General features: G+C 59.7%; 23 protein-coding genes and 1 pseudogene. 15 read left to right on the forward strand and 9 right to left on the reverse strand.

From position 1 onward, the window contains the following. Positions 1 to 282: 282 nt before the first annotated feature. Positions 283 to 549 (forward strand): hypothetical protein, encoded by a 267-nt coding sequence (locus B0G77_RS23675; RefSeq protein WP_133664516.1) that lies wholly within the window; start codon positions 283 to 285, stop codon positions 547 to 549. Between the two features lie 272 nt (positions 550 to 821). Here the strand turns inward: B0G77_RS23675 and B0G77_RS23680 are convergent, their stop codons facing one another. Next, positions 822 to 1781, reverse strand: a complete 960-nt coding sequence (locus B0G77_RS23680) for a helix-turn-helix domain-containing protein (protein WP_133664517.1) — start codon at positions 1779 to 1781, stop codon at positions 822 to 824. Between the two features lie 109 nt (positions 1782 to 1890). Here B0G77_RS23680 and B0G77_RS23685 point away from each other — a divergent pair, with 109 nt between their 5' ends. The 5 genes from B0G77_RS23685 to B0G77_RS23705 all read left to right on the forward strand — a co-directional run bounded on the left by B0G77_RS23685 (position 1891) and on the right by B0G77_RS23705 (position 7125). After that, positions 1891 to 2196, forward strand: coding sequence for an antibiotic biosynthesis monooxygenase (locus B0G77_RS23685; protein WP_133664518.1), 306 nt, complete (start codon positions 1891 to 1893; stop codon positions 2194 to 2196). 41 nt (positions 2197 to 2237) lie between these two features. After that, positions 2238 to 3044 (forward strand): alpha/beta hydrolase, encoded by an 807-nt coding sequence (locus B0G77_RS23690; RefSeq protein ID WP_243751186.1) that lies wholly within the window; start codon positions 2238 to 2240, stop codon positions 3042 to 3044. Between the two features lie 170 nt (positions 3045 to 3214). Continuing rightward, complete coding sequence (locus B0G77_RS23695; RefSeq protein ID WP_133664519.1) at positions 3215 to 4939, forward strand: cytochrome c biogenesis protein DipZ; 1725 nt, start codon at positions 3215 to 3217, stop codon at positions 4937 to 4939. Positions 4940 to 5278: 339 nt separating this feature from the next. After that, positions 5279 to 5671, forward strand: coding sequence for an MAPEG family protein (locus B0G77_RS23700; RefSeq protein ID WP_133664520.1), 393 nt, complete (start codon positions 5279 to 5281; stop codon positions 5669 to 5671). A gap of 578 nt (positions 5672 to 6249) precedes the next feature. Continuing rightward, positions 6250 to 7125: a lipid A biosynthesis lauroyl acyltransferase gene (locus B0G77_RS23705; protein ID WP_133664521.1), complete on the forward strand. Its 876-nt coding sequence runs from the start codon at positions 6250 to 6252 to the stop codon at positions 7123 to 7125. Positions 7126 to 7446: 321 nt separating this feature from the next. Here the strand turns inward: B0G77_RS23705 and B0G77_RS23710 are convergent, their stop codons facing one another. Further along, on the reverse strand, positions 7447 to 8346 hold the full coding sequence (locus B0G77_RS23710) for a hypothetical protein (RefSeq protein WP_133664522.1): 900 nt from the start codon (positions 8344 to 8346) through the stop codon (positions 7447 to 7449). 520 nt (positions 8347 to 8866) lie between these two features. On the opposite strand from B0G77_RS23710, the gene B0G77_RS23715 reads away from it, so the two are divergent. Together B0G77_RS23715 and B0G77_RS23720 are read left to right on the forward strand one after the other, a co-directional pair. Further along, on the forward strand, positions 8867 to 9148 hold the full coding sequence (locus B0G77_RS23715) for a DUF3303 family protein (protein WP_133664523.1): 282 nt from the start codon (positions 8867 to 8869) through the stop codon (positions 9146 to 9148). 37 nt (positions 9149 to 9185) lie between these two features. Then, the gene (locus B0G77_RS23720) at positions 9186 to 9923 is read left to right on the forward strand and encodes a hypothetical protein (RefSeq protein ID WP_243751187.1); all 738 of its coding nucleotides are present in this window, start codon (positions 9186 to 9188) and stop codon (positions 9921 to 9923) included. A 129-nt stretch (positions 9924 to 10052) separates the two neighbouring features. Here B0G77_RS23720 and B0G77_RS44490 read toward each other — a convergent pair. From B0G77_RS44490 to B0G77_RS23730, 3 genes and pseudogenes are all read right to left on the reverse strand, one after another. Next, positions 10053 to 10258: pseudogene (locus B0G77_RS44490) on the reverse strand (VOC family protein); the annotation flags it as partial. Positions 10259 to 10560: 302 nt separating this feature from the next. Next, positions 10561 to 11868 carry an MFS transporter gene (locus tag B0G77_RS23725; protein WP_133666841.1) on the reverse strand — a complete coding sequence of 436 codons (1308 nt, stop codon included), beginning with the start codon at positions 11866 to 11868 and terminating at the stop codon, positions 10561 to 10563. Between the two features lie 232 nt (positions 11869 to 12100). Beyond that, on the reverse strand, positions 12101 to 12844 hold the full coding sequence (locus B0G77_RS23730) for a GntR family transcriptional regulator (RefSeq protein WP_133664524.1): 744 nt from the start codon (positions 12842 to 12844) through the stop codon (positions 12101 to 12103). A 146-nt stretch (positions 12845 to 12990) separates the two neighbouring features. Here B0G77_RS23730 and B0G77_RS23735 point away from each other — a divergent pair, with 146 nt between their 5' ends. From B0G77_RS23735 to B0G77_RS23755, 5 genes are all read left to right on the forward strand, one after another. Then, positions 12991 to 14295: an MFS transporter gene (locus B0G77_RS23735; RefSeq protein WP_133664525.1), complete on the forward strand. Its 1305-nt coding sequence runs from the start codon at positions 12991 to 12993 to the stop codon at positions 14293 to 14295. Beyond that, positions 14292 to 15179: an amidohydrolase family protein gene (locus B0G77_RS23740; protein ID WP_133664526.1), complete on the forward strand. Its 888-nt coding sequence runs from the start codon at positions 14292 to 14294 to the stop codon at positions 15177 to 15179. The genes B0G77_RS23735 and B0G77_RS23740 overlap by 4 nt, the downstream gene beginning before the upstream one ends. A gap of 7 nt (positions 15180 to 15186) precedes the next feature. Next, positions 15187 to 16473, forward strand: coding sequence for an ATP citrate lyase citrate-binding domain-containing protein (locus B0G77_RS23745; RefSeq protein WP_133664527.1), 1287 nt, complete (start codon positions 15187 to 15189; stop codon positions 16471 to 16473). Positions 16474 to 16500: 27 nt separating this feature from the next. Then, the gene (locus B0G77_RS23750; RefSeq protein ID WP_133664528.1) at positions 16501 to 19200 is read left to right on the forward strand and encodes a CoA-binding protein; all 2700 of its coding nucleotides are present in this window, start codon (positions 16501 to 16503) and stop codon (positions 19198 to 19200) included. Between the two features lie 510 nt (positions 19201 to 19710). Further along, positions 19711 to 20796, forward strand: a complete 1086-nt coding sequence (locus tag B0G77_RS23755) for an IS630 family transposase (RefSeq protein ID WP_133664515.1) — start codon at positions 19711 to 19713, stop codon at positions 20794 to 20796. Positions 20797 to 20914: 118 nt separating this feature from the next. On the opposite strand, the gene B0G77_RS23760 is transcribed toward B0G77_RS23755, so the two are convergent. Beyond that, positions 20915 to 22231, reverse strand: coding sequence for an IS701 family transposase (locus B0G77_RS23760; protein ID WP_133662055.1), 1317 nt, complete (start codon positions 22229 to 22231; stop codon positions 20915 to 20917). A gap of 143 nt (positions 22232 to 22374) precedes the next feature. Here B0G77_RS23760 and B0G77_RS23765 point away from each other — a divergent pair, with 143 nt between their 5' ends. Then, the gene (locus B0G77_RS23765; protein ID WP_133660558.1) at positions 22375 to 22746 is read left to right on the forward strand and encodes a YciI family protein; all 372 of its coding nucleotides are present in this window, start codon (positions 22375 to 22377) and stop codon (positions 22744 to 22746) included. Positions 22747 to 23102: 356 nt separating this feature from the next. Then, the gene (locus B0G77_RS23770; RefSeq protein WP_133664529.1) at positions 23103 to 23918 is read left to right on the forward strand and encodes a hypothetical protein; all 816 of its coding nucleotides are present in this window, start codon (positions 23103 to 23105) and stop codon (positions 23916 to 23918) included. Positions 23919 to 24207: 289 nt separating this feature from the next. Here B0G77_RS23770 and B0G77_RS23775 read toward each other — a convergent pair whose 3' ends face one another. The 3 genes from B0G77_RS23775 to B0G77_RS23785 are packed head-to-tail and all read right to left on the reverse strand — an operon-like array spanning position 24208 to position 25965. Beyond that, on the reverse strand, positions 24208 to 24921 hold the full coding sequence (locus tag B0G77_RS23775) for a TonB family protein (RefSeq protein ID WP_133664530.1): 714 nt from the start codon (positions 24919 to 24921) through the stop codon (positions 24208 to 24210). A gap of 4 nt (positions 24922 to 24925) precedes the next feature. After that, complete coding sequence (locus tag B0G77_RS23780) at positions 24926 to 25324, reverse strand: biopolymer transporter ExbD (protein ID WP_133664531.1); 399 nt, start codon at positions 25322 to 25324, stop codon at positions 24926 to 24928. Beyond that, positions 25321 to 25965 (reverse strand): MotA/TolQ/ExbB proton channel family protein, encoded by a 645-nt coding sequence (locus B0G77_RS23785; RefSeq protein WP_133664532.1) that lies wholly within the window; start codon positions 25963 to 25965, stop codon positions 25321 to 25323. Before B0G77_RS23785 ends, B0G77_RS23780 begins: the two co-directional genes overlap by 4 nt. Positions 25966 to 25973: the final 8 nt, after the last annotated feature.

The following is a 25973-nucleotide window of genomic DNA, read 5'->3' on the forward strand; positions in this document are numbered from 1 at the left end:
GAACTGTAACCGATCCCGAAGCGGTCACGCCAGCGACGAACAGGGGGTAGGCCGATCGCAAACGAGGATCATTGAACAGCGGAGGCTTTGCGCGCCAGTGACCGTTTCCCGTGCGGAACCGACGGCTAATCAGCCGCTCGATCGAACACGCGAATGACACCACGTGGCCGTCCGCCGCCGCATGCAACCGGTGTGACGAGCGTCAACCGATTCCGTGGACTTTTGTAAGGTCCCCGTGCAAGAATCCGGGAACAGTGCCATCGGACAGGAGCGCGAGGAGCAATGGACCAACCCGGCACGAATTTGACTGCGCCCATCCTCTGCGGCGACTCTACAGTCTTGTTTTCGGTCTACGGCTTCGGTTGGGGGTACTGCGCCTTTGCGCTACCTTGTGAAGTCGTTTGCGAAAAACTCGGCGCTGCGAACCGTACCCCAAGGCAATTGATGCTGGCCTTCGAGCTTGGCAAGCGCCGACTGTTGGAGGCTGCGGAGGCGAAAGCAGTCCACGGCATGGGTGCACGTATACCGCTGTCTGCCACTGACCTGTAGCGCACCACTGCGATTCCGCGGTCGCTCCCGGAAGCACGTCGCGGGCGCTGTGCTGTACCTCGCTATCTGTTGAGTGGTGCCAGGAGTCAGTCGCACTCTAAGGTGTCTATCACCACCGTCAGTACCCGACGCGAAGCGGTCTTCCCTGCTTACGTCGGCTTGGCGGCCGTTTCCCGCGTGAGGCCGTCATTCGCCCCCTCGCTTCAGCTGGCAAGTCCTCCCGCGCGATCAGTCGAGCACGGCCGCCGGCATACTCCAATAGTCGATAAGGCTCACGACGCCCGCACCTCACGGACCCCCTTACCTATCCGCCGCCGCAGCAGCGTGCGCAGCGTCACGCCGTCCGCGTAACCGACCTGCTCGGCGATGCGATCCACGCTAAGCTTGCTCGTTTTCAGCAGATGAACGGCGCGCTCGACCCGCAGATCCTGAATGTACTCGACGGGCGTTTTACCGAGCACCTCGTTTAGACGTCGCGTCAACGTTCGCTTGCTGGTCGCCAATTCTTCGGCGGCGTCGTCGAGCGCGATGGCCGTGTCGAGGTGTTCGCGCACCCAGCGGTCGAAACGCTCGACGAGCGGGTCCGAATGGGCCAGGTGATCGGAGATCGCAAAGGCAGACTGCGACGGCCGCGAATCGAATACGAGGTACTTGCCCACGAGCGCCGCAAGCTCCGGGCTGTTGTTGCGGATCAACCAGAGCGCAAGGTCGAGATGGCTCAGGGCCGCTCCTGCAGTTACCGTGCTGCCGCTGGGCACGACAATGCGATGGGCGTCCAGGTGCACTCGAGGGTAACGCTGCCGGAACATCGGGGAAAGCCACCAGGTGGTCGTGGCTTCGCGCCCATCGAGCAAGCCGCTTTCGGCCAGCACAAAGGTGCCCGTACAAGCGGCTCCGATACGGGCGCCGGCACTGTGCCACGAGCGCAATGCACCGAGCGCATCGACCACGTCCGCCCGGCCGAGCGAAGGCACGAGCAGCTCCGTCGTCGTCCTGTTGAGCGCCGGTACGACGACCCAGTCCGGGACCAGGGCGTCTGATGTGTCGCGGACGGGAACCTGCAACCCAAGCGCGGTGCGCACCTCTGGCCGCATCCCCACAACGGTGATTTCGAAGCCCGGTGTGGCCATCCCCGTCGCGCGCGCAAGTTCGTTGGCCGTCGTCAACGCATCGAGCACGGTGGTGAGGCCGGTGTCGAACACCCCCTCGAGCGCCAGGACAAAAATCCGCATGGCAGGATCGATACCAAAATTGTCGATTGCGACAGTATCTCCAAGGGCACTCTGTTTGTAAAGTCTGGACCAACGCGTGAACCCGTCGCGCGCAAACTGGAGAGCAAAGATGATCAAGAAAGCACTATTCGTCCGACTTGAAGCCAAGCCGGGAAAGGAGCAGGCGGTAGCAGACTTCCTCGACGCCGGCCTGGAAATGACGAATCGCGAGACGACCACACCGATCTGGTTCGCCCTCAGGCTGTCGCCGACGACGTTCGGCGTCTTCGACGCCTTTGCGCGTGAAGAGGACCGCCAGGCACACCTGCACGGAAGTATGGCTGGTGCCCTGATGGCGCGGGTCGACGAGATGCTTGCCAGCCCGCCGTCGGTCGAGCCGATCGACGTCCTGGCCATGAAGAACAGGCTGGGCTGATTCCCAGTTATCTATCACCGATCAATCCTCGCCCGTCAAGCGTGCTTGCGCGAAACGACGGGCAACTACAGTCGATTCTGGAGAGTAAAATGTTTGCACTGCGAAATAAACTGGCCATTGCCGCCCTGATTGCCCTGGGCGCCACGATGGCTCACGCCGAGGCAAAGGCGGCTGCGAAAGATGTGGTCATTGTCCACGGCGCACTGGTGGATGGCTCCGGCTGGCGGGCCGTCCACGACATCCTGGTCAAGGATGGCTATCATGTGACGATCGTGCAAGAGCCGCTCACGGGCCTTGCCGAGGACGTCGATGCCGCCAGGCGCGTCATTGATCAGCAACAGGGCCCGGTGGTGCTGGTCGGTCACAGCTACGGCGGCTCCGTGATCACGGAGGCAGGTGCGGACCCGAAGGTCGGCTCGCTCGTCTATGTGGCCGCACTGCAACCCGACGCTGGCGAAGCCAGCGGTCAGCTGTTGCAGAAATTCGCCGCGCCCAACGATGCGATGCGAGCGACGCCGGACAAGTATTTCTTCCTCCCGCCGGCGAAATTCCGTGAGAACTTTGCAGCGGACGTCTCGCCCCCGGAGGCGCAATTCCTGGCGGATTCGCAGGATCAACTCGCTGAGAAAGCGTTGGGCGCACCCGTCTCTGTGGCGGCATGGCGAACCAAGCCCAGCTACGCCATCCTGACCACCCAGGATCATATGGTGAGCCCGCAGCTTCAGCGCTGGATGTATCAACGCTCGGGTGCCAAGGTGACAGAGGTGAGCGCAAGCCACGCTGTCTTTATCTCTCAGCCGGCCGCGGTCGCGCGAGTGATCGAGGTTGCCGCGAAGTCGACGAACTGACCGGTAATCGTCTCGATGGGTCACCTGTCGGCTTGGCGCCGACGGGCGACACCGTCGCCAGTCGGGCCGCCCCCATCGCAGATATCCACGTTGGTTGTCAAATCACGGCAATCGCGGGTGTATGCCACTCAGTTCGGGACATAACCATAACCTTCACGGATGTTGCCACCATGCTACTACTGATCCTTGCCTACCTCGGCGGTGCACTGACCATCCTCAGTCCGTGCATCCTGCCGGTGCTGCCGTTCGTATTTTCGCGAGCCGACCGCCCGTTCGCACGCAATGGACTGCCGATGCTGGCGGGCATGGCGCTGACCTTCGCCGTGGTCGCCACGCTGGCCGCCGTCGGCGGCGGCTGGGCCGTGCGCGCAAACCAGTACGGCCGCTTCGTCGCCTTGGCCGTGCTCGCCGTGCTTGGCCTGACCTTGCTCTCGGAGCGCGTCGCCGAATGGATCACCCGTCCGTTCGTCGCGCTTGGCAACAAGCTCACCGAGCACACCGGGAGCCAGGATGATTCGGTGCTCTCGGCGGCTGGGCTGGGCGTGGCCACGGGGCTGCTGTGGGCGCCCTGCGCAGGCCCGATCCTGGGCCTGCTGCTCACGGGTGCGGCCCTAAACGGCGCCAGCGTACAGACAACGTTGTTGCTGCTCACCTACGCGGCGGGCGCGGCGACATCGCTCGCGCTGGCGCTGCTGATTGGCGGACGCGTCTTCGCCTTGATGAAACGCTCGCTGGGCGCGGGCGAATGGGTGCGCCGCGCCCTGGGCGTGCTGGTGCTGGCAGGTGTGGCCGCCATCGCGCAGGGCCTGGATACCGGACTGCTGACACGTGTGTCGCTGGCCAGCACGGGCGGCATCGAACAGAAGCTGATCGACGCGGTGCGTCCTTCGCCTCTCGTGCGGCTCGCTGTGAAGGCCGGCGACACGCTGCCGGTGGAAGGCGATCTGCCCGCGCTCGATGGCGCCACCCAGTGGCTCAACAGCCCGCCGCTCACGGCGCAGTCGCTGCGCGGCAAGGTGGTGCTGGTCGATTTCTGGACCTACTCCTGCATCAACTGCATCCGCTCGCTGCCCTACGTGCGGGGCTGGGCTGACAAGTACAAGGATTACGGACTGGTGGTGATCGGCGTGCACGCGCCCGAGTTCGCGTTCGAGAAGGATCCGGGCAACGTCGCCCACGCCGTGAAGGACCTGGGCCTAGACTACCCGGTCGCACTCGACAACGGTTACACCATCTGGAAGGCCTTCAGCAACGAGTACTGGCCTGCGCATTACTTCATTGATCCGCAGGGGCATATTCGTCACCACCACTTTGGCGAAGGCGACTACAAGCAAAACGAGGACGTGATCCGCCGACTGCTCGCCGAGGCCGGCCGGAAGGACCTGCCTGGCGGCTACGTGCAACCGAACGTACAGGGCGCGCAGGCCGCCGCCGGCTCAGGCGATTCCAATCGTTCGCCGGAAACCTACGTCGGCTACGCACACGCGCAGAACTTCGCCGGCGGCCAGATGGCGCAGGACGCGACCTCGACGTATCATGCGCCCCCGACACTGATCGCCAACCAGTGGGCGCTCGACGGGCGCTGGTCGGTGGGCGACGAAAATGCGCGGCTCGACAGCCCCAACGGACGTATCGTCTATCGCTTCCGTGGCCGCGACCTGCACCTGGTGCTGGGGCCCGGTCGCGACGGCAAGCCCGTGCGCTTTCGCGTGCTGATCGACGGCAAGGCGCCGGGCGCCGACCGCGGCACGGACATTGATGCGGATGGCAACGGCACGGTCACCGGGCAGCGCCTCTATCAGCTCGTGCGGCAGGCCAATGGTAGCGGCGAACGCACCTTCGAAATCACGTTTCTCGACCCTGGCGTGCTGGCTTACGCGTTTACGTTCGGCTGAGTCCCACCTTTGGCGCGAGAAGAGCCTCATGTCCCACCTTCACACTATAACTGCCTCCCCAAAGGCGGACACATCGCCGCCTAGGAGCAGCCACAAGCGTTCTTGAACGAGGTTCGCGCGAGCTTCCGGTCGCTGCGCTGATATCAAACGTGCGGACGACGCCGTGCGACCGGCGTTCAGTGCGCGTATCGTGCGGTGTCGGTTTTGAGATATATTTTCGGGTGCCGCCATCCTCCCCAAGAGCACCAAGAGCAAGGAAGAGTGTCCGCACTGTCACTCACCATCGCCCGCAAGGCGTCCCCGAATCACTGATTTCGACTGTCAAGCAAGGGGTATGGAATGAACAGCATCGCACTGGCCTGCACCGGTGTCCTCGGTTTGCTTCTGTTCGTACTTGGACTCACCATCACGGTCGTGCGCACTCGCGTCGGGCTGCTGAGCGGCTACGCGCCTGAACCTGACCAGCTGCTAACCAAACTGGTTCGCGCTCACGGCAATACCGCCGAGTACGCGCCGTTCTTTGCGGTGCTATTTCTGTATCTCGGCTCTCAGAATCCGCCTCACTGGCAGCTCTGGTGCATGGCAGGTGCAACGGCCTGCCGCTTGCTCCTGGTGGTTTCGCTACTTGCCTGGCCCACCATGTCGAAGCCCAATCCGGCCCGTGCTATCGGGGCGTTGGGAACCTACGCGTTCGGGGTGGCCCTCTGTATCGCATTGCTCGTTGGCCGTTAGCCCTCCGGCCGTGCCGTGTCGTTTGTTCGAAGAGAAGAGGACATCATGAAACTGGAGCGGCGCCCCCCGCCGACACGTGAGCGTCGGCACAGGCAGATGACTGGCCTGGTGCCATCCGACGGTGAAGGTCCGCTGTTTGAGCGTAGCCGCCGCTCGAATGACCGCGTGACGGAGATAGCGAACGGCAGATCATGGCCGGTCACTGCCTCATGCGATTCACATACTCGGCGTGATCCTCGGATGCTCCGCGGACGGCAGCACGCGACCCGCTCCGGCCGTCGGCGTCGCCCCAGCCTACTGGCGGCTTTGAGGGGCGAACGGTCGTCCGCGCCGCGGGTCCGCTGACCGGTGCTTGCGTCACATGTTGATAAGTCTCACTCTTCCCGTGCGTTGACGTTCGTCGCCTTGTTAAGTAACTTGTTCCATTTGCGGTAAAAGTGGCAGTATTGATCGGTCGTTGTCCATTTCGAAAACGAAGTCAAGTTTGCCGAGTACGGCAAGAATACGAAGTCGTCGCAAAGTGGGTGTTGGCAGAAGTTCTCCACCTGGCACAGCCGACCGCCACACAGGAGCCGGTCTTGGATCAACTCGGTCATTTGCTCGTCGTAGGTTTACTTCGCGCGCTCTCAATACTGCCGTACCCATTGGTTGCGAGGCTTGGCAGCGCGCTCGGCGCGGCCCTGTATACGCTTCCTAGCCGCCGCAAACATATAGTCCTTGTCAACCTGCGCCTCTGCTTTCCGGAAAAGTCGGTACGTGAGTACGATGAGCTTGCGAGGGAACACTTCCGGCATGTCATCCGCAGCTATCTCGAACGAGGCGTTCAATGGTTCGGTAGCGCGCAAAGGATAAGAAATCTCGTCCAGATCGAAAGCGCCATTGATCTCGAAGACAGGAATGCTCCGCCTACCATTTTTATGGGGTTTCATTTCGTAGGAGTCGAGATCGGGTGCATACTCTACTCGCTAAAAATGCCGGCCGCTTCCTTGTACACGCACATGTCGAACACGCGTCTTTGCGACCTCGCCAAACGGCAGCGCGGCCGATTCGGCGCTGAGATGATCGAACGTTCGACAAGCGCCAGAAAGATCGTGAGAGTCCTTCACGAGGGCAAACCGGTCATGCTTGCTGCGGACATGGACCATGGCATCGAAAACTCTGTTTTTGTGCCTTTTTTCGGCGTCCCTGCGTGCACTCTGACTTCTGTTTCGCGACTTGCGAGAATGGGGCGCGCGCGCGTTGTACCGTTCGTCACGGAAGTACTGCCGGATTTCAAAGGGTATCGGTTGACCGTCTTTGCGCCGCTCAGCGATTTCCCATCGGGAAGCGACACGAATGATGCGTGTCGCATGAATGCGTTTCTCGAGACCCAGATACTGAAATTCCCAGCCCAGTATTACTGGGTGCATCGACGCTTCAAGCATCGTCCACCGGGCATGCCTGCGGTATATTGATCGTGCGATGGGCCCAGCTCGCTTTTACGTTGCCGGCAAGCTACCGAAACCCGCAAACGAAACCAACGCGAACGGCCGTGCCGGCCGACGACGCGACCGACATGGTCCGCGCACGAAGGTCCGTACAGGGGCGGAGCGGCCGCTTGAATGGCCGCCTGAGTGCTACACCGAACGTCAGCAGCTTTGGCCGACTACTGCCCGATGCGGTTGGCCGAAGCCGATCCGAAGCAGTCCTTTAACCTGAAGCGCAACCGGTGACAGGAACCATCGGGAATCGGCCATTCATCTTAGCGGATCGTTTGTCCCTGCTGTATTCGCAGCCTATTGTTCGTTTTCGTCGAAATCGTCGTCGTGCCCGTTGTTGCGGTCGTGCTCTTCCCCCGACACGAACTTGGAGTTTCCTTTATCGTCGACGCAGGTTTTCTTGTCCGACTTCCTGATCCGGTTCTTGTTTTTGTCCTTAACTTCCTTCACAACGTCCACCACATCACAGTTCGCAGTGCTGAATCCCAAAGAGCTCCCGGTGTTGGACCCTCCAGAGCTCCCCATACTGGATCCTCCAGAGCTTGCTGCACCCGATTCCACGGTATAGGTTTCCTCGACAGTGCCAACCATCGTCTGTTCGCTCGAGTTTGAGTACTCTATGCCTTCGCCAAGCACACCGGAACTCCCCACCGGTGCAGAGATTGGAATGGGATCGATTTGAGTGATGACATCGACCGACCCGTCATCATTGATCTGACCGACTTCAGCAGACGTCTCGGGATTGGTGAAGATCTCTTTTGTCTCTGTAACCGTAATGGGCGTACCGTTTTCCAGCACGATGTCGGTGATGGTTTCCTTGGTTTCAAGGACAGCAGCATCATTAAACGTAGCCACAACAGGTGCGGAGTCCGTCAGCGTCCCCGATCCGGTGACAGGAACGCTGTCTATCGTGCCAGAGACGGAGAAGCTCGCGGTGTCGCCGTTATCGACCTGATTGGCAAAAGCGGCCTGCAACGGCACCGAAACCGGTTGTGCGGATGTTGTAGTTGCATTGTTATTACCGCCGCCACAGCCGCCGAGCAGCATCGCGGAAGCCACGGCCACCAGGGCGCGTCGCGTGGGCAACGCCCGCCGCGTAACCTCGCCCCGATGCTCAGCTGATACCGCCCACACGGGATAGCGGTGCCGCGTTGCAAGGGAAACGGCCCGTGCAGTTAAGAGAGGATGACGTTTCATTACGAACTCCCCGGTGGCCATTCGGGACTTATTTCGATTGAAGCACGGCGCCACTTCTAAATTAGCGCGCTGGACGTGTTCGTTCTATCGGACCAAGGTCCGATACGTCTGCAAAGGATAGGCGGTTCGGCGGGGCAAGCGTATGCTGCGACACAACCTGCTCAAAAAATCCCCCGACTTTGACGGCTTTAGCCTGTGAACGAGCGTTCGCCCTTTACGGCATGGAACCGACGCTTGAACGTCCGACCGACGACGCATGTGAACGGCGGTTTGTGGCCGACTGCTGTCGGTCGTGAGCAACATGACGGCACTATGACGGGCGGAATACGCGGCAAGGGGTATTTAGAGGCGACGCATGCAAACAGAATGACCGCCGGTTTCCCTGCCGATGTAAGCGTTCGTCCCGATCTGCTCCCTGTGTCGACTTGCGTTGCAGTGCACACGCCCAATTGCATCCGTATGCCGCCATCGAGCGTATAAATTGAAGCAGGTGGACGAGCCACCGTCAGGAGACACAGCCATGAAATTCATGATGACCTTCCACTGGGCGCCGGATACCCAACAGCGTGCCGAAGCCATCGCGCGCTTTCAGCGAACCGGCGGGCTCCCGCCTGACGGCGTCCGGTTGGTGGGCCGGTGGACGCGAGCCGATCTGGGCGCAGGGTTCGATCTGCTCGAAACAGATGATATGAAGAAACTCACCGAGTTCGCCTATCAGTGGAGCGATCTGATGGAGCTGGACATCGTCCCAGTGCTTGACGACGCCGAGCTGAGCGAGGTGCTGGCGCGCGTAGTGAAATAGAGGGTTCAACGCACGTTCGATATCGACGCTATTCGACATGAACACAACCGGGCGCGCCCGCAGCCACGGCCTGCGGCACCGCGTGATCCTTGCAGCCGGACCAGGACGCTGGCGACGGACGATCCTGGCCCTGCTTGTCGTGCTGATCGGCTATGCCGCCGCCGATCTCTTCTGGCCGTTGCACCGTGACCTGAGCCGCTTCGATCCCATCGCGACGGGGACACTCGAAACGAAAATATGGCGCTCCTACTATGACCGCCAGCACGTGGCGCTCTTTCTTGAACTGGCGCAAACCCTGCGCACGCAATACCACTTTCCGTGGCTAAGATCGTACGTCGGCGCTTACTACGGCGCATCAGCCGCATTCACCTTCAAGGAGGGCAAGGAACGCCGCGATTACGAAAAAGCGTTGCCGGCGCTGCAAACCTATTTCAGCCTGATCCGCAACACGGGGAACCGCGACTTCGATGTCTCGCGCACCACCTCGCTCGAACTGGAATGGTGGATCGTGCACCGGCAGCGTGAACGTTATCCGCCCGGCGCGTTGGGCAGCGCGTGTGCTGAAGCTGCCGCATCGCTGTATAGGGTGCCCGCGGTCTCGACACTCGAACACGGCCAGTTGCGCGCGCAAGCGATGCTGCTTCGCGACGCCCGTGAAGAAGCGGGCAGCGTCACCGACGCCGATTGGGCAACCATCGAATCGCTACTGCACCGGAGCTACCTGTCGCTTGGCCATGCCGTTTCATCGACAAACGCCGTCGCCGGCGCGCGATGAGCGACGCGCCAGCCCGCTCGAGAGGCCACATTGATGCGCCGCTTCATGTGGCGGTCGCGACGAAACGATTTGCATCGCTTTAGAGGAGCAATGCGCTTGTGCACCCTTAGGCGCCAAACCTTTAGGCGCCAAGTTATAAGGGCGGGTCATGACCTCAGGCAAACGACCATCGGGATCGTCGAAATACACTCTCCGGCCATCGTTGTGCAGATAGGTTCGCCGGCACGTTGTTTGCCGGGATCGGCCCAGTACATAAGCCATCGGTCACGAATACGAGAGAAGACCTGGTCGAATTCGTCTTCACTAGTCAGAAACGCGTAATGCCGCATAGAAATCGCACTGTCGTTGAATAGCCGCTTGCGACCCCGAAGAGACATTCAGCCTTCTCCTAAGCGGTCATTCAGCGCGTACAAGCGATGCGGTTACACGCGCACAACCCGCTTTATCCGAAGAAGCAAAAAGGGCGATGACGCTCGATTTGAGCATGGCACCGGAACGGCCCCCAGCCAGCCCGCCCCGGATGGCTTTAACCCTTCGGGATGTCGAACCGCACCCAGTCAGCAACTACCCAGAAAATGCGGCTCGAATGAATGCACATTGCTTCTGGACAAAGAGCCCAGGAGCGTCGTCGCTCTCATCAAAGCGGAACCGTTGATGATGCAAGTTCCGCCTTGCGATGCCCACCGAATGTCCACGCAATGGCGGTCCCGATTGCGAGAGCTAACAGGCATGCAGTCGGAACAAGCATTGGTGCGACGTGGCTATTACTAACTTTGCCGACGTACGGCATCAGGTTTTGTGCGAAGAACCCTCCGAGATTGCCGATGCAGTTGATGGCGGCGACACTTGCCGCGGCTCGAGCGCCGGAAAAAAAGCGCGGGGGAAGCGACCAGAAGCAAGGGTACAGCAGAGGAATACAGGCGCCACCCACGCACAGGGCAATGAAGCGCAACGAGACAGTCGGCAATACCAGGCTGGACGCAAAGCACACCACACCGATGCCTGCGACCACGACCATTGCTTTCAACACCACCTGTTCGCGTTTGAGCTTGCCTGGTAGCCACAGTAGGAGCACTGTCGCGAGCGCCCACGGAACCATGTTAAGCAAGCCGTTGGTGCTCGACGAAACGCCCCAGCTTTTAACCAGCGTCGGCATCCAGTACGTAACACCGTAGAGCGACGTCGACATCAGCATGTAGGTTGCAGCAAACATCAGGACCTTCGGGTCAAGCAATGCACCCCACGGCCGGGATTCTTTCGCTTCAGGGGAAGCTTCGCGCTCGAGCGCTGCGACCACAATGTACTTTTCCTCGTTCGAGAGAAAGTTCGCTTCCTTGACCGAGCTTGGCAAGAATTTAAGCGCTACGAACGCAATCAGTATTGCCGGAATGCCGGTGGCGAGGAAGACCCATTGCCAACCCGCCAGCCCCAACGTCCCACCTAATGAAAGCAGCAGGCCTCCAACCAGCGCACCAAGCATGTTTGCCAGCGAACTGCCGAGCGTAAAGAGACCGAGCACACGTGTCCGGTAGCTTTGAGGAAACCATTGCGTCAGGTAGTAAATGACGCCTGGATAAAACCCCGCTTCAGCAACGCCAAGTGCAAACCGGAACGAGTAAAAAACTGGCAGTGACCGCGTGAACGCCATGAGCACGGTAATGATGCCCCAGGTAATCATGATGCGAGCAAGCCACGTACGGGCGCCAAAACGGTGTAGTGCCAGTGTGCTGGGCACCTCGAACAGCAGGTAGCCTATGAAAAACAGCGATGCGCCGAGGCCGTATGCAGCTTCCGTCATCCCGAGCGCCTGCACCATTTCCAGTTTCGCGAAGCCGACATTCTGCCGGTCGATAAACGCGATGAGGAACATGACAATCAGCAGGGGCATCAGCCGCCATGCCATCTTCTTCATTACCTGCTGCTCGCGTGTTATGGACGTAGACATGTTCACTCCAAGGTCCATGCCCGCTACCGCTCGACTGGTTTTTCGCAAACGGTCAGTCAGACGAGAACAAGCAAATTGATATAGTTATATATATGTTTGTATGTTTGAGGCCGAGCTGCAATGAGGTATAACCCGAACGAGCACGGAACCGCGCTACTGTGGCACCGGGCTCGTAGCTCTGTATTCGTTGGTGGGGGGTGACAGCACCAGCCGCGACGAGGAACTCGCGTTGTCAGCGAATCTCGACCTGATACTGGAACGCTGCGGCAGCACCACGGGTGGTGCGCCATTCAATAGGTGTTCCGGCAAAATCCGCTGCCACACGGTGCACAAGGATGACCGGGCTGCCAACATCGATACGCAACAGCGCTGCATCAGCTTCCGTTGCCTGTTGGACGTTCAGAATCTCGGTGGCAGACGCCACGATCTGGCGACAAAGCCGCTCGTAGAGCGGATACAGCAAATCTTCGAAGTCACCGAGCGGCAGAGTCGCCATCGCTTCGAAACGGCTTCGGGGAAGCCATATTTCTTCCGACAAAACCGGTTGGCCTTCAATCAACCGGACCCGGGAAAGATGAACGGTCTTCTCGCTCGCCTTCATTTGCAGGGATGAACGAATTGCCTCGTTCGGCTTCACGACCTCGCGGCTGAGCACCTTCGCCGTCGGCTGGACCGGTTTGCCGTCAATCGACTTGAAGCGGAAGAAGCGGAACAAGGACGAATCAAAACGCGGACGCCGGACGAACGTCCCCTTTCCCTGGGTGCGGGTGAGCACCCCGTCGGCTACCAGTAGATCAATGGCTTTCCGAAGGGTCCCCGTTGATACGTTATAGAACTGACTGAGCTCAGCCTCCGTGGCGATGGCCTTTTCAGGCGCCCACTCGCCCTCCGCGATGCGACGCACCAGGTCGTCGCGCAGCTGCTGGTATCGGGGCAATCGACCGTCTGGCTTGCCCGAGAACGATTGCATATCCATGATTCATATAGTTGTTCACAGGAATAGTCACTGTACAACATCTGCCGCGCACAAGGGTAAATCCGCAATGACAGCCTTCCGGATGAGCCTAAACTTAACATATAGTCATATACATGAATATATGAATATTCCTCGTGGAGACAACGATGTTTACCTGGTACAAACAAGGGACACCTCTCGAACGCAACACCTTCTGGGGATGTTTCGCCGGTTGGGGCCTTGATGCCCTTGACGTGCAGATGTTCACGTTGGCAATCCCAGCCATCATTGCAGCCTATGGCATCGGCCTTGCACAGGCAGGCGCAATCAGCGGCGTGACATTGGTGTCATCGGCGATGGGCGGCTGGTTGGCTGGCGCCTTGTCGGACAGGGTTGGTCGTGTGCGGACGCTGCAAATCACGATTCTCTGGTTTGCAGGATTCACTTTCCTCTGTGCATTCGCCCAAAATTTTCCTCAACTTCTGGTCCTGAAGGCCCTACAGGGTTTCGGGTTCGGTGGAGAGTGGGCGGCGGGCGCGGTGCTGATGGCAGAGACTATCCGCACGGACCACCGCGGCAAGGCCATGGGTGCCGTGCAGAGTGCTTGGGCCGTCGGTTGGGCCGGTGCGGTGCTTTTGTACGCAGCAGCCTTTTCATGGCTGCCATCAGACACGGCGTGGAGGGTCATGTTCGGTTTTGGCCTGTTGCCTGCGATTCTCGTCCTTTACGTCCGCCGCAATCTTCGCGAACCAGCACGCGTCGCCCCTTCTCGTGCTGAACCGACTGTTTCTGTGTGGGGACAAATCGCACAGGTATTCCAGCCGCGCGTTATCAAGACCACCATCATCGGCGCGATTCTGGGAACGGGTGCCCACGGTGGGTATTACGCCATCATGACCTGGCTGCCGACGTTCCTTTCCAGGGAGAGACATCTGTCGGTCCTGAACACGGGTGGATATCTTGCGGTCGTTATCGTCGCCTTCTGGTGCGGCTGCATTGCGAGCGCCTACCTGCTCGACCGTATTGGTCGTCGGCGCAACATCGCTTTCTTCGCATTCGCATGCATCGTCACTGTCCTCGCCTACGTCATGCTGCCCTTGAGCAATACGGAAATGCTCATCCTGGGCTTCCCGCTCGGCTTCTTTGCCGCAGGTATTCCAGCCAGTCTGGGCGCACTTTTCAGTGAACTCTACCCCGCCGACATGCGAGGGACAGGCGTCGGCTTTTGCTACAACTTTGGCCGCATCGCCTCGGCAGGTTTTCCTGTGCTGGTCGGGTACATGAGTCATTCGATGTCGCTTGGGGCAGCGATCGGCATAGATGCGGCAATTGCCTATGGTCTGGCGATGGGTGCCGTGTTGCTCCTTCCCGAAACTCGTGGCAAGCGGTTGCGGCCGACTGGCGTCGAGGAGGCTTCGCAACCGGTCGCCGACGCCGGATTTGCGCTCGACCATCCCCGGAGCCAACGATGACTCAGGCGTCTCCCATTGCGCGGCCATGGTCGCCGCGCGTCGACACACACGCACACGTGTTTTCAAGAACACTGCCGCTCGCGAACGAACGGCGTTATGCGCCCGACTACGACGCGACTCTGGACGCCTACCGCAAGCTTCTGGACGGAAACGAGATTGGAAATGCCGTCCTGGTTCAGCCAAGCTTTCTCGGCACCGACAACAGCTATCTCCTGCAAGCACTGGCCAGGGACCGAACCCGGCTGCGGGGTGTGGCAGTCGTTTCTCCCGATATTTCGGAAGACGACCTTGTGCGACTGAACGACCGAGGTATTACCGGAGTGCGCCTCAACCTTGTAGGGCAGGCGCTCCCCGACATCAGCGCAGCACCATATATGACGCTCTGGCAACGGCTGTCGAACCTCGGCTGGCATGTTGAGTTGCACAGGGAGGCATCGGATCTGGCGCCGCTCATCCATTCTCTGCTGGATGTGGGATTGCCTGTCGTGGTTGACCATTTTGGTCGCCCCGACCCGGACAGCGGAACAGGCGACCAAGGCTTTAAGACGTTGCTAGATCTTGGCCCATCGGGTCGCGTGTGGGTCAAGATTTCGGGCGCTTACCGCTGCGCGAAGCCCGGGTCAGACTTTATGCGCGATGCCACCAACCAGCTCATCAACGCATTTGGCGCCGAACGCCTGATGTGGGGCAGTGACTGGCCACACACGCAATTTGAAGACGCTGTGGACTATGGTCAGACGCTTTCCGCTTTTCTGGACTTACATCTTGCGCCCTCGCACGTCGATGCAATCCTGTGCTCAACACCGCACTCGTTTTACGGATTCGACAAAGACCCCGCAAGCGACATCGTCCCGACGACACCCATTTCTCAACTCACTTCCTGAGGTCATCATGCAAGTCACCGGTATGTTGCACGGCGCCAGACTGCTCCAGTTCGTGGGCTTTCCGACGACCGAGGTTTTGGGCCCGGACGCCAGCGAGGAGCAGATTCGAGCGATGCTGAAAAAGCACGGCATGATTTTTGTTAAGCCGGTCTTCAAAGGCGGTGTCGGCAAGAAGGGCGAGGCAGGTCTCATTGGTCGCGCGACTGACCTGACGACCGCGTTGAAGGAAAAGGAGCGTCTTTACTTCGTTGAACATCAGGTCGCCAACACGATTTCAAAAGCCAACGGCGTGACCTTTGAGGCCGGTGTGCCTGCCGAGTACGAGGTCTATTTCTCGATTACCGACTCGACACATTTCCGCGCGCCGACCATGACGCTCACACATCACGGTGGCGTCGACATCGAGGAGCTAGACAAATCGCAAGTTGTGCAGATTCCGTTCGACCCACTTACGGGCCTCAAGGCGTTCGTCGTGGCCAATGCGCTTTCGACGCTGGGCGCGCCAAAACAGATTATCTCGCCGCTTGTGCAGCACCTACCCAAGTTGTGGGAGCTCTATCACGGGTTCGGAATGACGACCCTCGAACTCAATCCAATCCGGATGCGCGAGGATAGCAAGGGACGGCTGACGCCCATTGCCTGTGACTTCAAGTGTGGCTTTGACCGTGACGACCCGCGCTGGCAACGCCTTGACCTGCCAGCGCATCTCTTCGCGGTCGATTATTCAGACTTCGAACAGGAAATTAACCAACTCCGCACGTATCAAGGACAGAGTGACGTCTACGTCATTAACGCGAAAGGCAGCATATTGGCTCCGACCTTCGGCGGCGGTGCAAACTCCCTTGTCACGCAAATGCTCGGAGACGACGCCATTATCTCTTCAGATTTCGGCGGTAACCCGCCCTACGAAAAGATGAAGGAAGTGGCCCGCATCTGTTTCAAGCACTGGATTGAGCAGACCAATGTGCTGTTCATCATTGGTGGAAAGTCGAACAACACAGATATTTTTGAAACCTTTCGCGCAATGGCGGACGCGCTACGCGAGCACTTTAGTCAGCATGGCTCAACGCCCCTCTATGTCGTGGTCGGCCGTGGCGGCCCGAATCTGGTTCGTGGAATGGGAGCATTACGCGACACGCTTGATTCGCTGGGCTTGCCGTACACCTTCTTCGGCTTTGACTCGGACATGAGCGAAGTGGTCCTGCACGCGAAGCAGGTGGACCAGTGGATGAAAGCGGGCGGCCGTGAGCAGATTGCCGCGAATCTGGGGATTGCGGTCAAACAGGCTGCCTGAGCGTCTGATCGATTGAGGAGAATCACTATGTACAAGCAGGGCATCGGAGAGTTTAAATACTTCGTTGGAGTTAGTTCGTTATCCCAGGTTGCCACAAGGGATGACCGCGTTTGTGTGCTCAACATCCTGGGTGGTGAGTCAAGCGACATTACCCCGGTCGGTCATGCCTATTCCGGTGGCAATGTGGTGTTTGGCACGGCTCCGGGAAAGCGCGGCCAGGTACTGGAAACGGCACTGGGAAGCGTGCCGGTCTACAACAACGTTCTCGAAGGACTGAACGATGGCCATAGGTTCAACTGCGGCGTCATTTACCTGCCTCCTTCGGCAGCACGAGACGGCGTGGCTGAGCTTATCCGCGTCAACCCGGAACTGAAGAAAATTTTCATCGTCACCGAAAAGCTGGCTGTCAGTGACTCCCGCGAAATCCGCGCGATGGGCCAGGCTAACGGCGTCGACATTTTTGGCGGTAACAGTCTCGGCGTGGCCGACGCCTGGAATCAGGTGCGTATCGGGGGAGCGCTGGGCGGCGACCACCCGGAAGAGGCGTTGCGGCGGGGCTCGATTGCCTTGTATTCAAACTCGGGCAACTTCACGACTACCATCGCGACCTACCTGCGCATGGCCGGATGGGGCACGACTACGGCCATCTCCAGTGGCAAAGACGTCTATATACAGTTCGCGGCGCCCGAATTTGCTGCAGCGCTGGCAAACGACGCGCGAAGCAAGGCGGCCGTTCTTTATGTCGAACCGGGTGGCTACTATGAGCTCGACGCTAACTTCACGAAGCCGGTGGTTGCGTGTGTCGTGGGACGCTGGAAGGCGAAGCTGACCCGCGCAGTGGGACACGCAGGTGCGATGTCTGGAGGCGCGGACGACGCTGCATCGAAAGAACAGTGGTTCCTCGATAAATTCGGGGTGTCAAGCATGTTCACACCGGACAATCCGGTCGTGTCGGCAAAGGGCGCGCTTGTCACGAACATCGCGCACATACCCGCCGCTCTCACTGCAGTGATGCGTGAAAACGCCTGTAGGCCAGACTTCGAACCGGAAGGTAACCTCGCATTGAAGCCGTGGTTCAGCAGTCATCGTGGATTGAGCCTGCCTAAGGCGCTTGATTTGCCTGTTGTGCAAGCCACCGGCCCATACGATGCCCAGATTGCTGCGCTCGACAAACAGGTCGGAGCGGTTCCACCGCGACAATCGATGAAAGATGCCTCTGGCGCGTCGCAGATGGACCCCAAGTCACAGGTCACCAGTCTGTATAGTGTTTCGATGCTCGATGCGACGCAGTTTCCCCTCGAGACGAACGTTAGCCTCGCGCTGCTCCACGAGCCTGGCGGAGTTAGCGACCGTGCGCTCATCAATGTCGCTGTGAGCGCATTCCTGAACCTGTATGGCCATCCCGCGCTAGCGGCTGCGCAAGCTGCGCGGGATGCCGGGAACGCGCCTAACACTGTCCTCGCCGCGGCGGCGAGCATTATCGGGCCGCGTGGGCAGGTCGCGCCCCGCCAGGCGGTCCGCGCTCTCATCGACGCCTTCGCTGCGGTGAGGCTCGAGAACGCGACGGACGAAAACTTCAACTTTTCTCGCGCCGAAGTCAGTGACCTGAGCCTGTTCGTCGGCAGCGAACCCGATTTGCGGGCTCGCGCAATCCTGGCTGGGCTCAAAGCTCGCGACGTGAAGTCGACGTTCGTGCGATATATCGAAAGCCTCCCTGGCGAGCCGACTGCCGACGGAGTAATAGCGGCCATTTGCGCGACGCTTGCATGGGGACCGCTAATGCGCAAACGCATTTCGCGCCTTTCGGCCGAGAGCCTTCCCTGGTGGATGCAGCTGTTCGGTTCGTTAATCGGAGCGTCGGTGCCGTCGGATCAGCACGGTCCGGACAGCTTCTGCGGCGTCGAAACGAAAGCAATCCTGGAGCAGCGTTCGCTTGGCGAAACCGCCTTCAGCGCATTGTTCGGACTGTCGCCAGGCGCCAGTGATCTGTTTTCCTTCCAGCTGCTGGTCGGTCTGCTGCTGTCGAATGGGCCCGGGACGATTTCCGCGCAGGGTGCAAAAGGTGCGGTCTCTGCCGATGGTCCAGAAGACCCCGAGCGCGTCCAGCTCAACAAGGCGTTAATCGGCTTCCTGACGCATAGCGGTTATACACACGGCGGAAATGGATTTGAGGGAATTGCATTTTTGCTCGACCAGTTCAGGGATAGTGGACTGACTGACCCGGGCGACCCGGCTCACGGGCTCGATCTGAAAGCACTGGCGATGATGTACGTGCAAAGTTATGCCAAATACAAATCGAGCAAGAAAACGAGCGGCAGCCTCGACATTCAAAAGATTCCTGGCGTGAATCATCCGGTGTTTAAGGATAAGCCGGTCAACCACGATCCGCGTGAAGTGTTCGTTCGGCAGTTGTTTGCCGCGCGCGACGAATACAACATCTTCCACGACTTTTACCGGACGCTGGTGCAAAGCCTGTTCGACGCCGGGGTTTCGCGAAACGTCTACTGCGTCAACGTCGACGCGGTGATTGCCGCGTTGCTGCTCAAGATGCTCTGGCAGCCGTATCGCGACGGAACATATTCGCCCAACGCATTGGAGACGGCCGCCTTCACCATCTTTCTTTACCCGCGCATGCTCGGTTGCGCGGCTGAAATCGACGACCATATGAACCGCGGAAGGAACATGGATACACGGACACCAGCGTCAGAGTGCCGTTTCGTCGCGTAGCGGGATGACCCGGCAGCGCCAGACGTCCATCTACGCTGCCGGGTTCACGCCCGCATCCGTCTGATGTCCCTGAATTGAGGCGGTCAAACCTGGTTCGCTGCCTCGGATGTGTGCTGTACCCTGAGGTTGACCCGGTTCGACGGATGGATTTGCAGTTGAGTCTAATGCGGTGTGGCACCTCCCGATAGGGTTGAATCGCGGGTTGTCCACGGCCGGCCGGCAATTTCATAATTGACGTCTCCTGCCTGGCGGAAAGGAAACTGCGTCAAGACCATCGTCTCGGCTCGTCGATTGTTGACGATCTAGGTCTTGCTGTCGAACGACCGCTCATGGCCGCACCCGGTCCTCTCGAATCTTAAAGTCTCTCCCCATCCATCTGCCTATGTCGGGCACGAGGGACCCAAAGCGGACAGGCTGGCGAGACCTGCTACAAACAAGCTAGTGTAGTGCGTCACAAATAATGGAACTTAATTGCGATTCGCGAGTCTCCTTTGCAGGGAGGGAGAATCCATGAGAATCGCGGCGAAAGTTGAGTTAAGCGAAACCCAGCGCAAACAGTTAGAGACGTGGGCTGCTGGCCGCACGACTGCGGTTCGACTGGCCGAGCGTGCGAAGATGATTTTGCTTGCCGCGCAGGGCAAGACGGACAAAGAGATCGGTGCGGACCTGGGTATCTGGCGCGGCACAGTGGCGCGCTGGCGAGCTCGCTTTATTGCGGACGGTGTGACGGGGATCGAGCGGGATGAGACGCGTCCCGGGCGCACGCCGAAGATCTCCGCTCGCAAGGTCAAGGCCATCGTGGCGCTGACGACGCAGCAGCGTCCGGACAACGCGACGCATTGGAGCACGCGCAGCATGGCGGCGGCGGCCGGCGTAAGTGCGGCGAGCGTGCGGCGGATCTGGCAGGCGCACGGGCTCAAGCCGCATCGGGTGGTGAGCTTCAAGGTGTCGAACGACAAACACTTCACGCAGAAGTTGGAAGACATCGTCGGGCTGTATCTCGATCCGCCGGAACACGCATTGGTCTTGTGCTGCGATGAGAAGTCCCAGATCCAGGCGCTTGACCGGACCCAGCCGGGACTGCCGCTGAAGCGAGGTCGCTGTCAGACGATGACCCACGACTACAAGCGCCATGGTGTGACGACATTGTTTGCAGCGCTGAACACGCTCGATGGCAGTGTCATTGGCCAGTGCCAGACACAACATCGTCATCAGGAGTGGCTGAGTTTCTTGCGCAGGATCGATCGAAGCACGCCTAAGGACAAGGAGCTTCATTTGATCGCTGATAACTATGCCACCCACAAGCACCCCGAGGTGAAGGCGTGGCTGGCCAAGCACCCGCGATTCCACATGCATTTCACGCCCACCAGCGCCTCATGGCTAAACATGGTCGAACGCTTCTTCCGTGACCTGTCAGAGAACCAGTTGCGACGCGCGGCCTTGCGCTCGGTACCCGATTTGGTCAGCACGATCGAGCAGTACATCGAAAAGCACAATCGTCATCCGAAACCGTTCATCTGGACCGCTAAAGCTTCCGACATCCTGGCGAAAGTCACGCGCGCCCGCGCCAAGCTGAATAAGATGCAATCCGTTTGACGCAGACCACTAGTACTACTGTGTCACAAAAGTAGTTGCGCAGTCTATTGCCGTACAGGAAGAGAGCCACCGTTGCATGAGCCTTTGTCCAAGCAGGATGCGCAACGTAGTAATGGAATCAGGAACGTGACGTTGAGCGCGCTGGACTGCCCCGGGGGATGTAATCCGAGGGAAGGGCAGGCAGCGCGCATTCAAGGAAGTTTTTTTTACCACGTCCGTCTGATTGCATTCTGAGTCGCTGAGCCATCAGAAACCCATACGCAGCGATACTCAGTGTGGCGTGATGGTGAAAGCCACGCCAGCCTCGCCCTTCATAGTGACCGAGCCCGAACTCCTGCTTCAGGTCCTGATAGTCGCGCTCGATGCGCCAGCGCATTTTGGTCACGAACACAAGCTGCTCGAGGGTCGCCTCTTCGGGGGCGGTAGTGAAAAAGTATTTGAGCGGCTCCGTATCGCCATCAGGCCATTCAAGTAGCAGCCATTCTTCGTCGCGAACGGTACTTCGCCAAGTGTCGCGATGGGCGGGACGAACCCGCACGGCGGCAAAGCGTGAGGAAAGTGCCGCATTGCTACCTTCCCGCCAGGTTACGGTCTGCCATGCGCTTGCGGGTAATTGCATGGCCAGGTCCTTCACTGCGAGCGGTTCATGGCCGGGCGCGCGGCGTAACAATGTCGGGGGTTTGCCGCGCCCGCTCCAGGGCTTGGGCGGAAGCGGCGCCGTACCGGGTGCCCACACAGAGGTGCCCGGCCGGATCCCTACCGCATACAACAAACCCAGTTCAGTTACGCTTTCACGGAAAGCGGTTTCGTCGCCGTACCCGGCATCGGCGAGCACAATGCCCGGTGCAATGCCGGATGCTATAGCCTCTCGAAGTTGGGCTAGCGCAATCTGTGGCTTGGTCTCGAAGGCGAGATCGTCGGGAATGCCCGCACGACGCGCTCGTTCCCGGTCGTCAATCCATTCCTTGGGGACATACAGCTGCCAGGCAATTGGCAGGCTCCCGCGTTGCGTCGCGATCGACAGGCTCACGGCGATCTGGCAGTTATCCTGTTTGCCCAGTTGCCCACAGTATTGCCGCGCTACGCCGACCGAATGCTTGCCTTTCTTCGGGAAGCCCGTGTCGTCAATAATCCAGTAGTAGCCGCTTTCTTCAGCAGCGTGCTTGTCTAACGCGGGCATCACCCATTCGCGTACCCGCTGCAGGACCTCACGGTCAGACCAGTCTGCCTTCGCCACAAAGTGGTGGAGTGACTGGTGCTTCGCACTCGCGTGAAGTGGGTCAATGTGCGCGGCCATCGGCTCGACGCTCTTGCGAGACAACGGCAACACCAGGCCCGAACAGTAACCCTTGAAGCCAGCGTGGCGATCGGCGTGCCCTAACGTCTGCGCCAGATGATTCAGATACGCGTCAAATTCGTCGACATCTTCTCTCATCATCATCGCCCGAAGTCTGTATTATTCAATACTACCAGGTATCGCTTCGCTGTAAATAGGTTTTGTGACACAGTAGTACTAGGACATTGTCGATTTCCGATCATCAGATTCGTCGTTAGTGAACCCCATTCAAAGGATCTCCCATGAAATACCTCGGCCTGGCGTACTTCTCCCCCGAAAAATTCGCCGCGATGGCGCCGGACGAAATCAAGGAACTGGTGAGCCAGTGTCCGGCATTGGACGAGAAGATGCGCGCTACCGGCAAGGTTCTGATTTCCGCCTCCCTTGGCGATCTGGACAAGTGGAAAACGCTTCGCCCGCGCACTGGAGAGACGCGCATCACCGATGGGCCTTACACCGAGTCGAAGGAAGTCGTGGGCGGCCTGTTCATCATCGAGGCGGACAGCGTTGACGAGGCGTTACGCATCGCGTCCATGCACCCGGCTGCCACACTGGGCGAAGAAGGCGGATGGGCCGTGGAGCTTATCCCCTTAGACTTCTATCTGGCGCGTTGAGGATTTGGACACCTGTCTCAGGAAGGCGTGGGCGTTCCTTTCACCACAGACACCTTCACTGCGTCGGGAGTCATCGCGGCGATGTCCGCTGCTGGCCGAACCCGGTCCGACGATGAACCAACAGTGCGCTCCGACGTTGAGGCTCCCACGTCGGGCAGCAGTCGACCCGCAGGAGACGTTCGCATTTCCCGCAAACGGTCATTCAACGTCCGACGCGAGCGGCAGCTGATAGTGGGCGAAGCCTGCTGTTGGATGTCCTCGATCGAGCGCGTTAGGCGTCACTCCGTAAGGCCCATGACTCGATCTTCCGAGGATAGGCACCCTATAATTGTCGCCGAATAACAACGGGATGGGGCATGGAACCGATAACTACAGCAATTGTCGCAGTGGCGGCTGGTGAAATCGTCAAAGACGAGGTTAAAACCACCATCGTTGATTTCTTCAAAGAAAAGGCGATAGGCCGTTGGAGCGAGCACAGGGCCAAAAAATTCTTTGACGCATTCGTCGATGAAGTGCGCAAAGAACGAGACGTCCTTACCACTTCAGCGGATCTCAACGACATGTTGAAATCCTTGGCCAGAAGTGACGAGCAGACCAGCGCGTTGTTCGATGCCTATCGCAGAGTTGCGTTGTCGGCGAGCAAGGACATGGGACCGATGATCATCGGGCTTTTGACCGCACGACTGGTTCTCGAGGACCGAGACGCATCCGAAATTGAGGAGATGGTGTTCGAAGGCGCCGAGGTGCTGAAGGACAAGGATTTCTCTGATCTACAGAACTGGATGCATTACGCGCACCAAGACCAGAACTATTCATTGGCGCTCGCCGGTCAGGCGGGCCTTGGCGTTGAACGAATATCGATTGCGATGATGGCAAAGGGCGAAGTAACCCCTGTTTATCTTACAAGGCCGGAGACCTCACGAGCCGTGGCAAGCAGCTACGGGCAACACCTACTTCAAACGGATAAAGACGAAAGCCCGTTGAACATCTTTCGGGATGTTGGCCCGTTTGCACTGAAGCTCCGAAACGCTGGGCTTCTGGAGGAGGAGGCTCGGCCTCGAGGCCAGCCCCGCAATCCGAGCGGGACGAACTACTTCGTCCTGGTTAGCCCCGCATGCGAAGAATTGAACGCCCTGTCGCTGCGAGCGGCCGAAGCCGTTGAGAAGAGTTGATGTGACTGAAGATGCGGCGGACCTTGCTTTCGCCGCTAAACCTATATTTTTTACCTTGGCCACGTCGAAATCCGACCACACTGAGTCCGTCCGCCCAGGCGGCCCGCCGGGACCGGCGCTATCCGACCCGTTTGAGCCGCTCAATCAAAGCGGGCGACGGTCTGCTCTCCTGCCAACATGAGACGATCGCGAGCGACGGGCCAGCTCGAATTGAAAGGAGGTTTCCGGGACGTCATCGGCACGGCGGCTGACAGTTTCGGCTTGCAGGACGGGCCGTGATGTCTGTCAGTCAGTCCACGTTAAAGTGAACCCGCACGTCCCGATGGCTTTCCACCGGATGCCCGTTATCCATCGCCGGGAAAAACCGCCAGGTTCGCAGCGTTTCCAGCAGAATCTGGTTGAGTCGCGGATTTTGCGTTGGTTTGACCAGTTCAACATCGAACGTGCCGTCGACGTGAACCACAAAGCGCGCAACCGCCACGGCCTGGTACGCCACCTCGCGCAAATCGTCGGGCAAGACGGGCAACGGTTGCGAAAGTACGCGTGCCTGCATCACGCCGGACTGGGCTGTTGAACGGGTTGGCGCGGCGTCGTCGTTGCTGGTCTCTGGCGAACTGGCCGTGTGCCCATCGCTCGAGATTGGACGTTCGTGCTGGAGCGGCGCGGATAACGATGCTTGTACTGTTTCCTGCCGTGGGGCCTGCGGCGTCACGTGCGGACTCGCCTGCGTCATGCGGGAGGGCTTTGGGGCTGACGAGTGCTCGTGCGCGGGCGGATGTGGAGCTGCAGTTGCAAGCGGCTGCTGTGGCGGCGGTGGCGGCGCTGGCGGCGGCGTTTCCACCAGCCGCATCTCAATGGCAGCGGGCGTGTTCGCGGGTTCCCTGCCGGGATTAAGCCACCCAGCGAAGCGCGTCAGAAGCAGCAGCCAGAGTACTGCTGCAACTGCAAGAGCGATGCCGAAGCTCAACGACGGCCCGTCCACTGCAGCAAGTGCGCGCTGCATCCACCTATTCACGATGCACGGCAACGAGAAAATGTTCGGCGCCGGCCTTTCTCGCTTCCAGCATGGCCTGCACGACAACGCCATGCGACGCGCCGTCGTCAGCCGCCACGACGATGTTGCCGTCTCGATGCAACAGCTTCGCCACGAGCGGTTCGATCTGCCGAAGCTGCACGGGCTGCTGGTTGATAAACACCTGGTTCGCGCGGCTCACGGATAGCGTCAGCGGACGGTCCTCCGACATCTGTTGCGCGCGGCCCTGCGGCAGGTTCACGCGCACCGCATCAAGGCGCTGCATCGCCAGCGACGTCAGCATGAACGTCGCCAGGAGGAAGAACATCACGTCGATCATCGGAATGATCTCGATGCGGCCGCGCTTCGACGCACGGGAGCGACGCAGCTTCATGATGGCGTACCGCGCTGTTCTTCGGCGAGGCGGAGCTGGCCCATGGATTCGTTGGCAAACGATTCAAGCTCGTCCAGCAACCGGTCGACGCGACGCGAAAAGTAGTTGAACGCAAACAACGCGATGAGCGCGATCACGAGGCCGATCGCCGTCGCGATCAGCGCCTGGGCGACGCCACCCGACACACCCGCGGGATTCACCAGCCCGTCGCCACCGATCAGCCGGAACGAATGCATCATGCCGACGATGGTCCCGAGCAGACCAAGCAATGGAGCCGCAGTCACGATCGTTTCTAGCAGCCATAGCCCGCGGCTCATATCGCGTTCGATCTGCACAGCCGTTGCTTCGATCCTGGCTTCGATGCGCCAACGCGGCGCGTGCTTGTCGTTGTCGAGCAGGCGGGCGAGACGACACAACGCATGCTGATGCGGCAGCTTGCCGATGATGTCGCCAGCAAAACGGCCGTCCGGGCCGCCGCGCGCCGTCGGGTCTGCGACATCGCGCGGCACGCGCGCGAAACGCCATAACGCGTAGGCCCGATCGAGGATGATCGCCATAGCGGCGACCGCCAGCACGCTCAGCGGATAGATCACCCAGCCGCCAAGCCGAACGGCGTCGCCAAGCGTGGTCCAGTCGTTCATGATGTTTC

This window comes from Paraburkholderia sp. BL10I2N1 (genome assembly GCF_004361815.1).
In the GTDB taxonomy this organism is placed as follows: Bacteria; Pseudomonadota; Gammaproteobacteria; order Burkholderiales; family Burkholderiaceae; genus Paraburkholderia.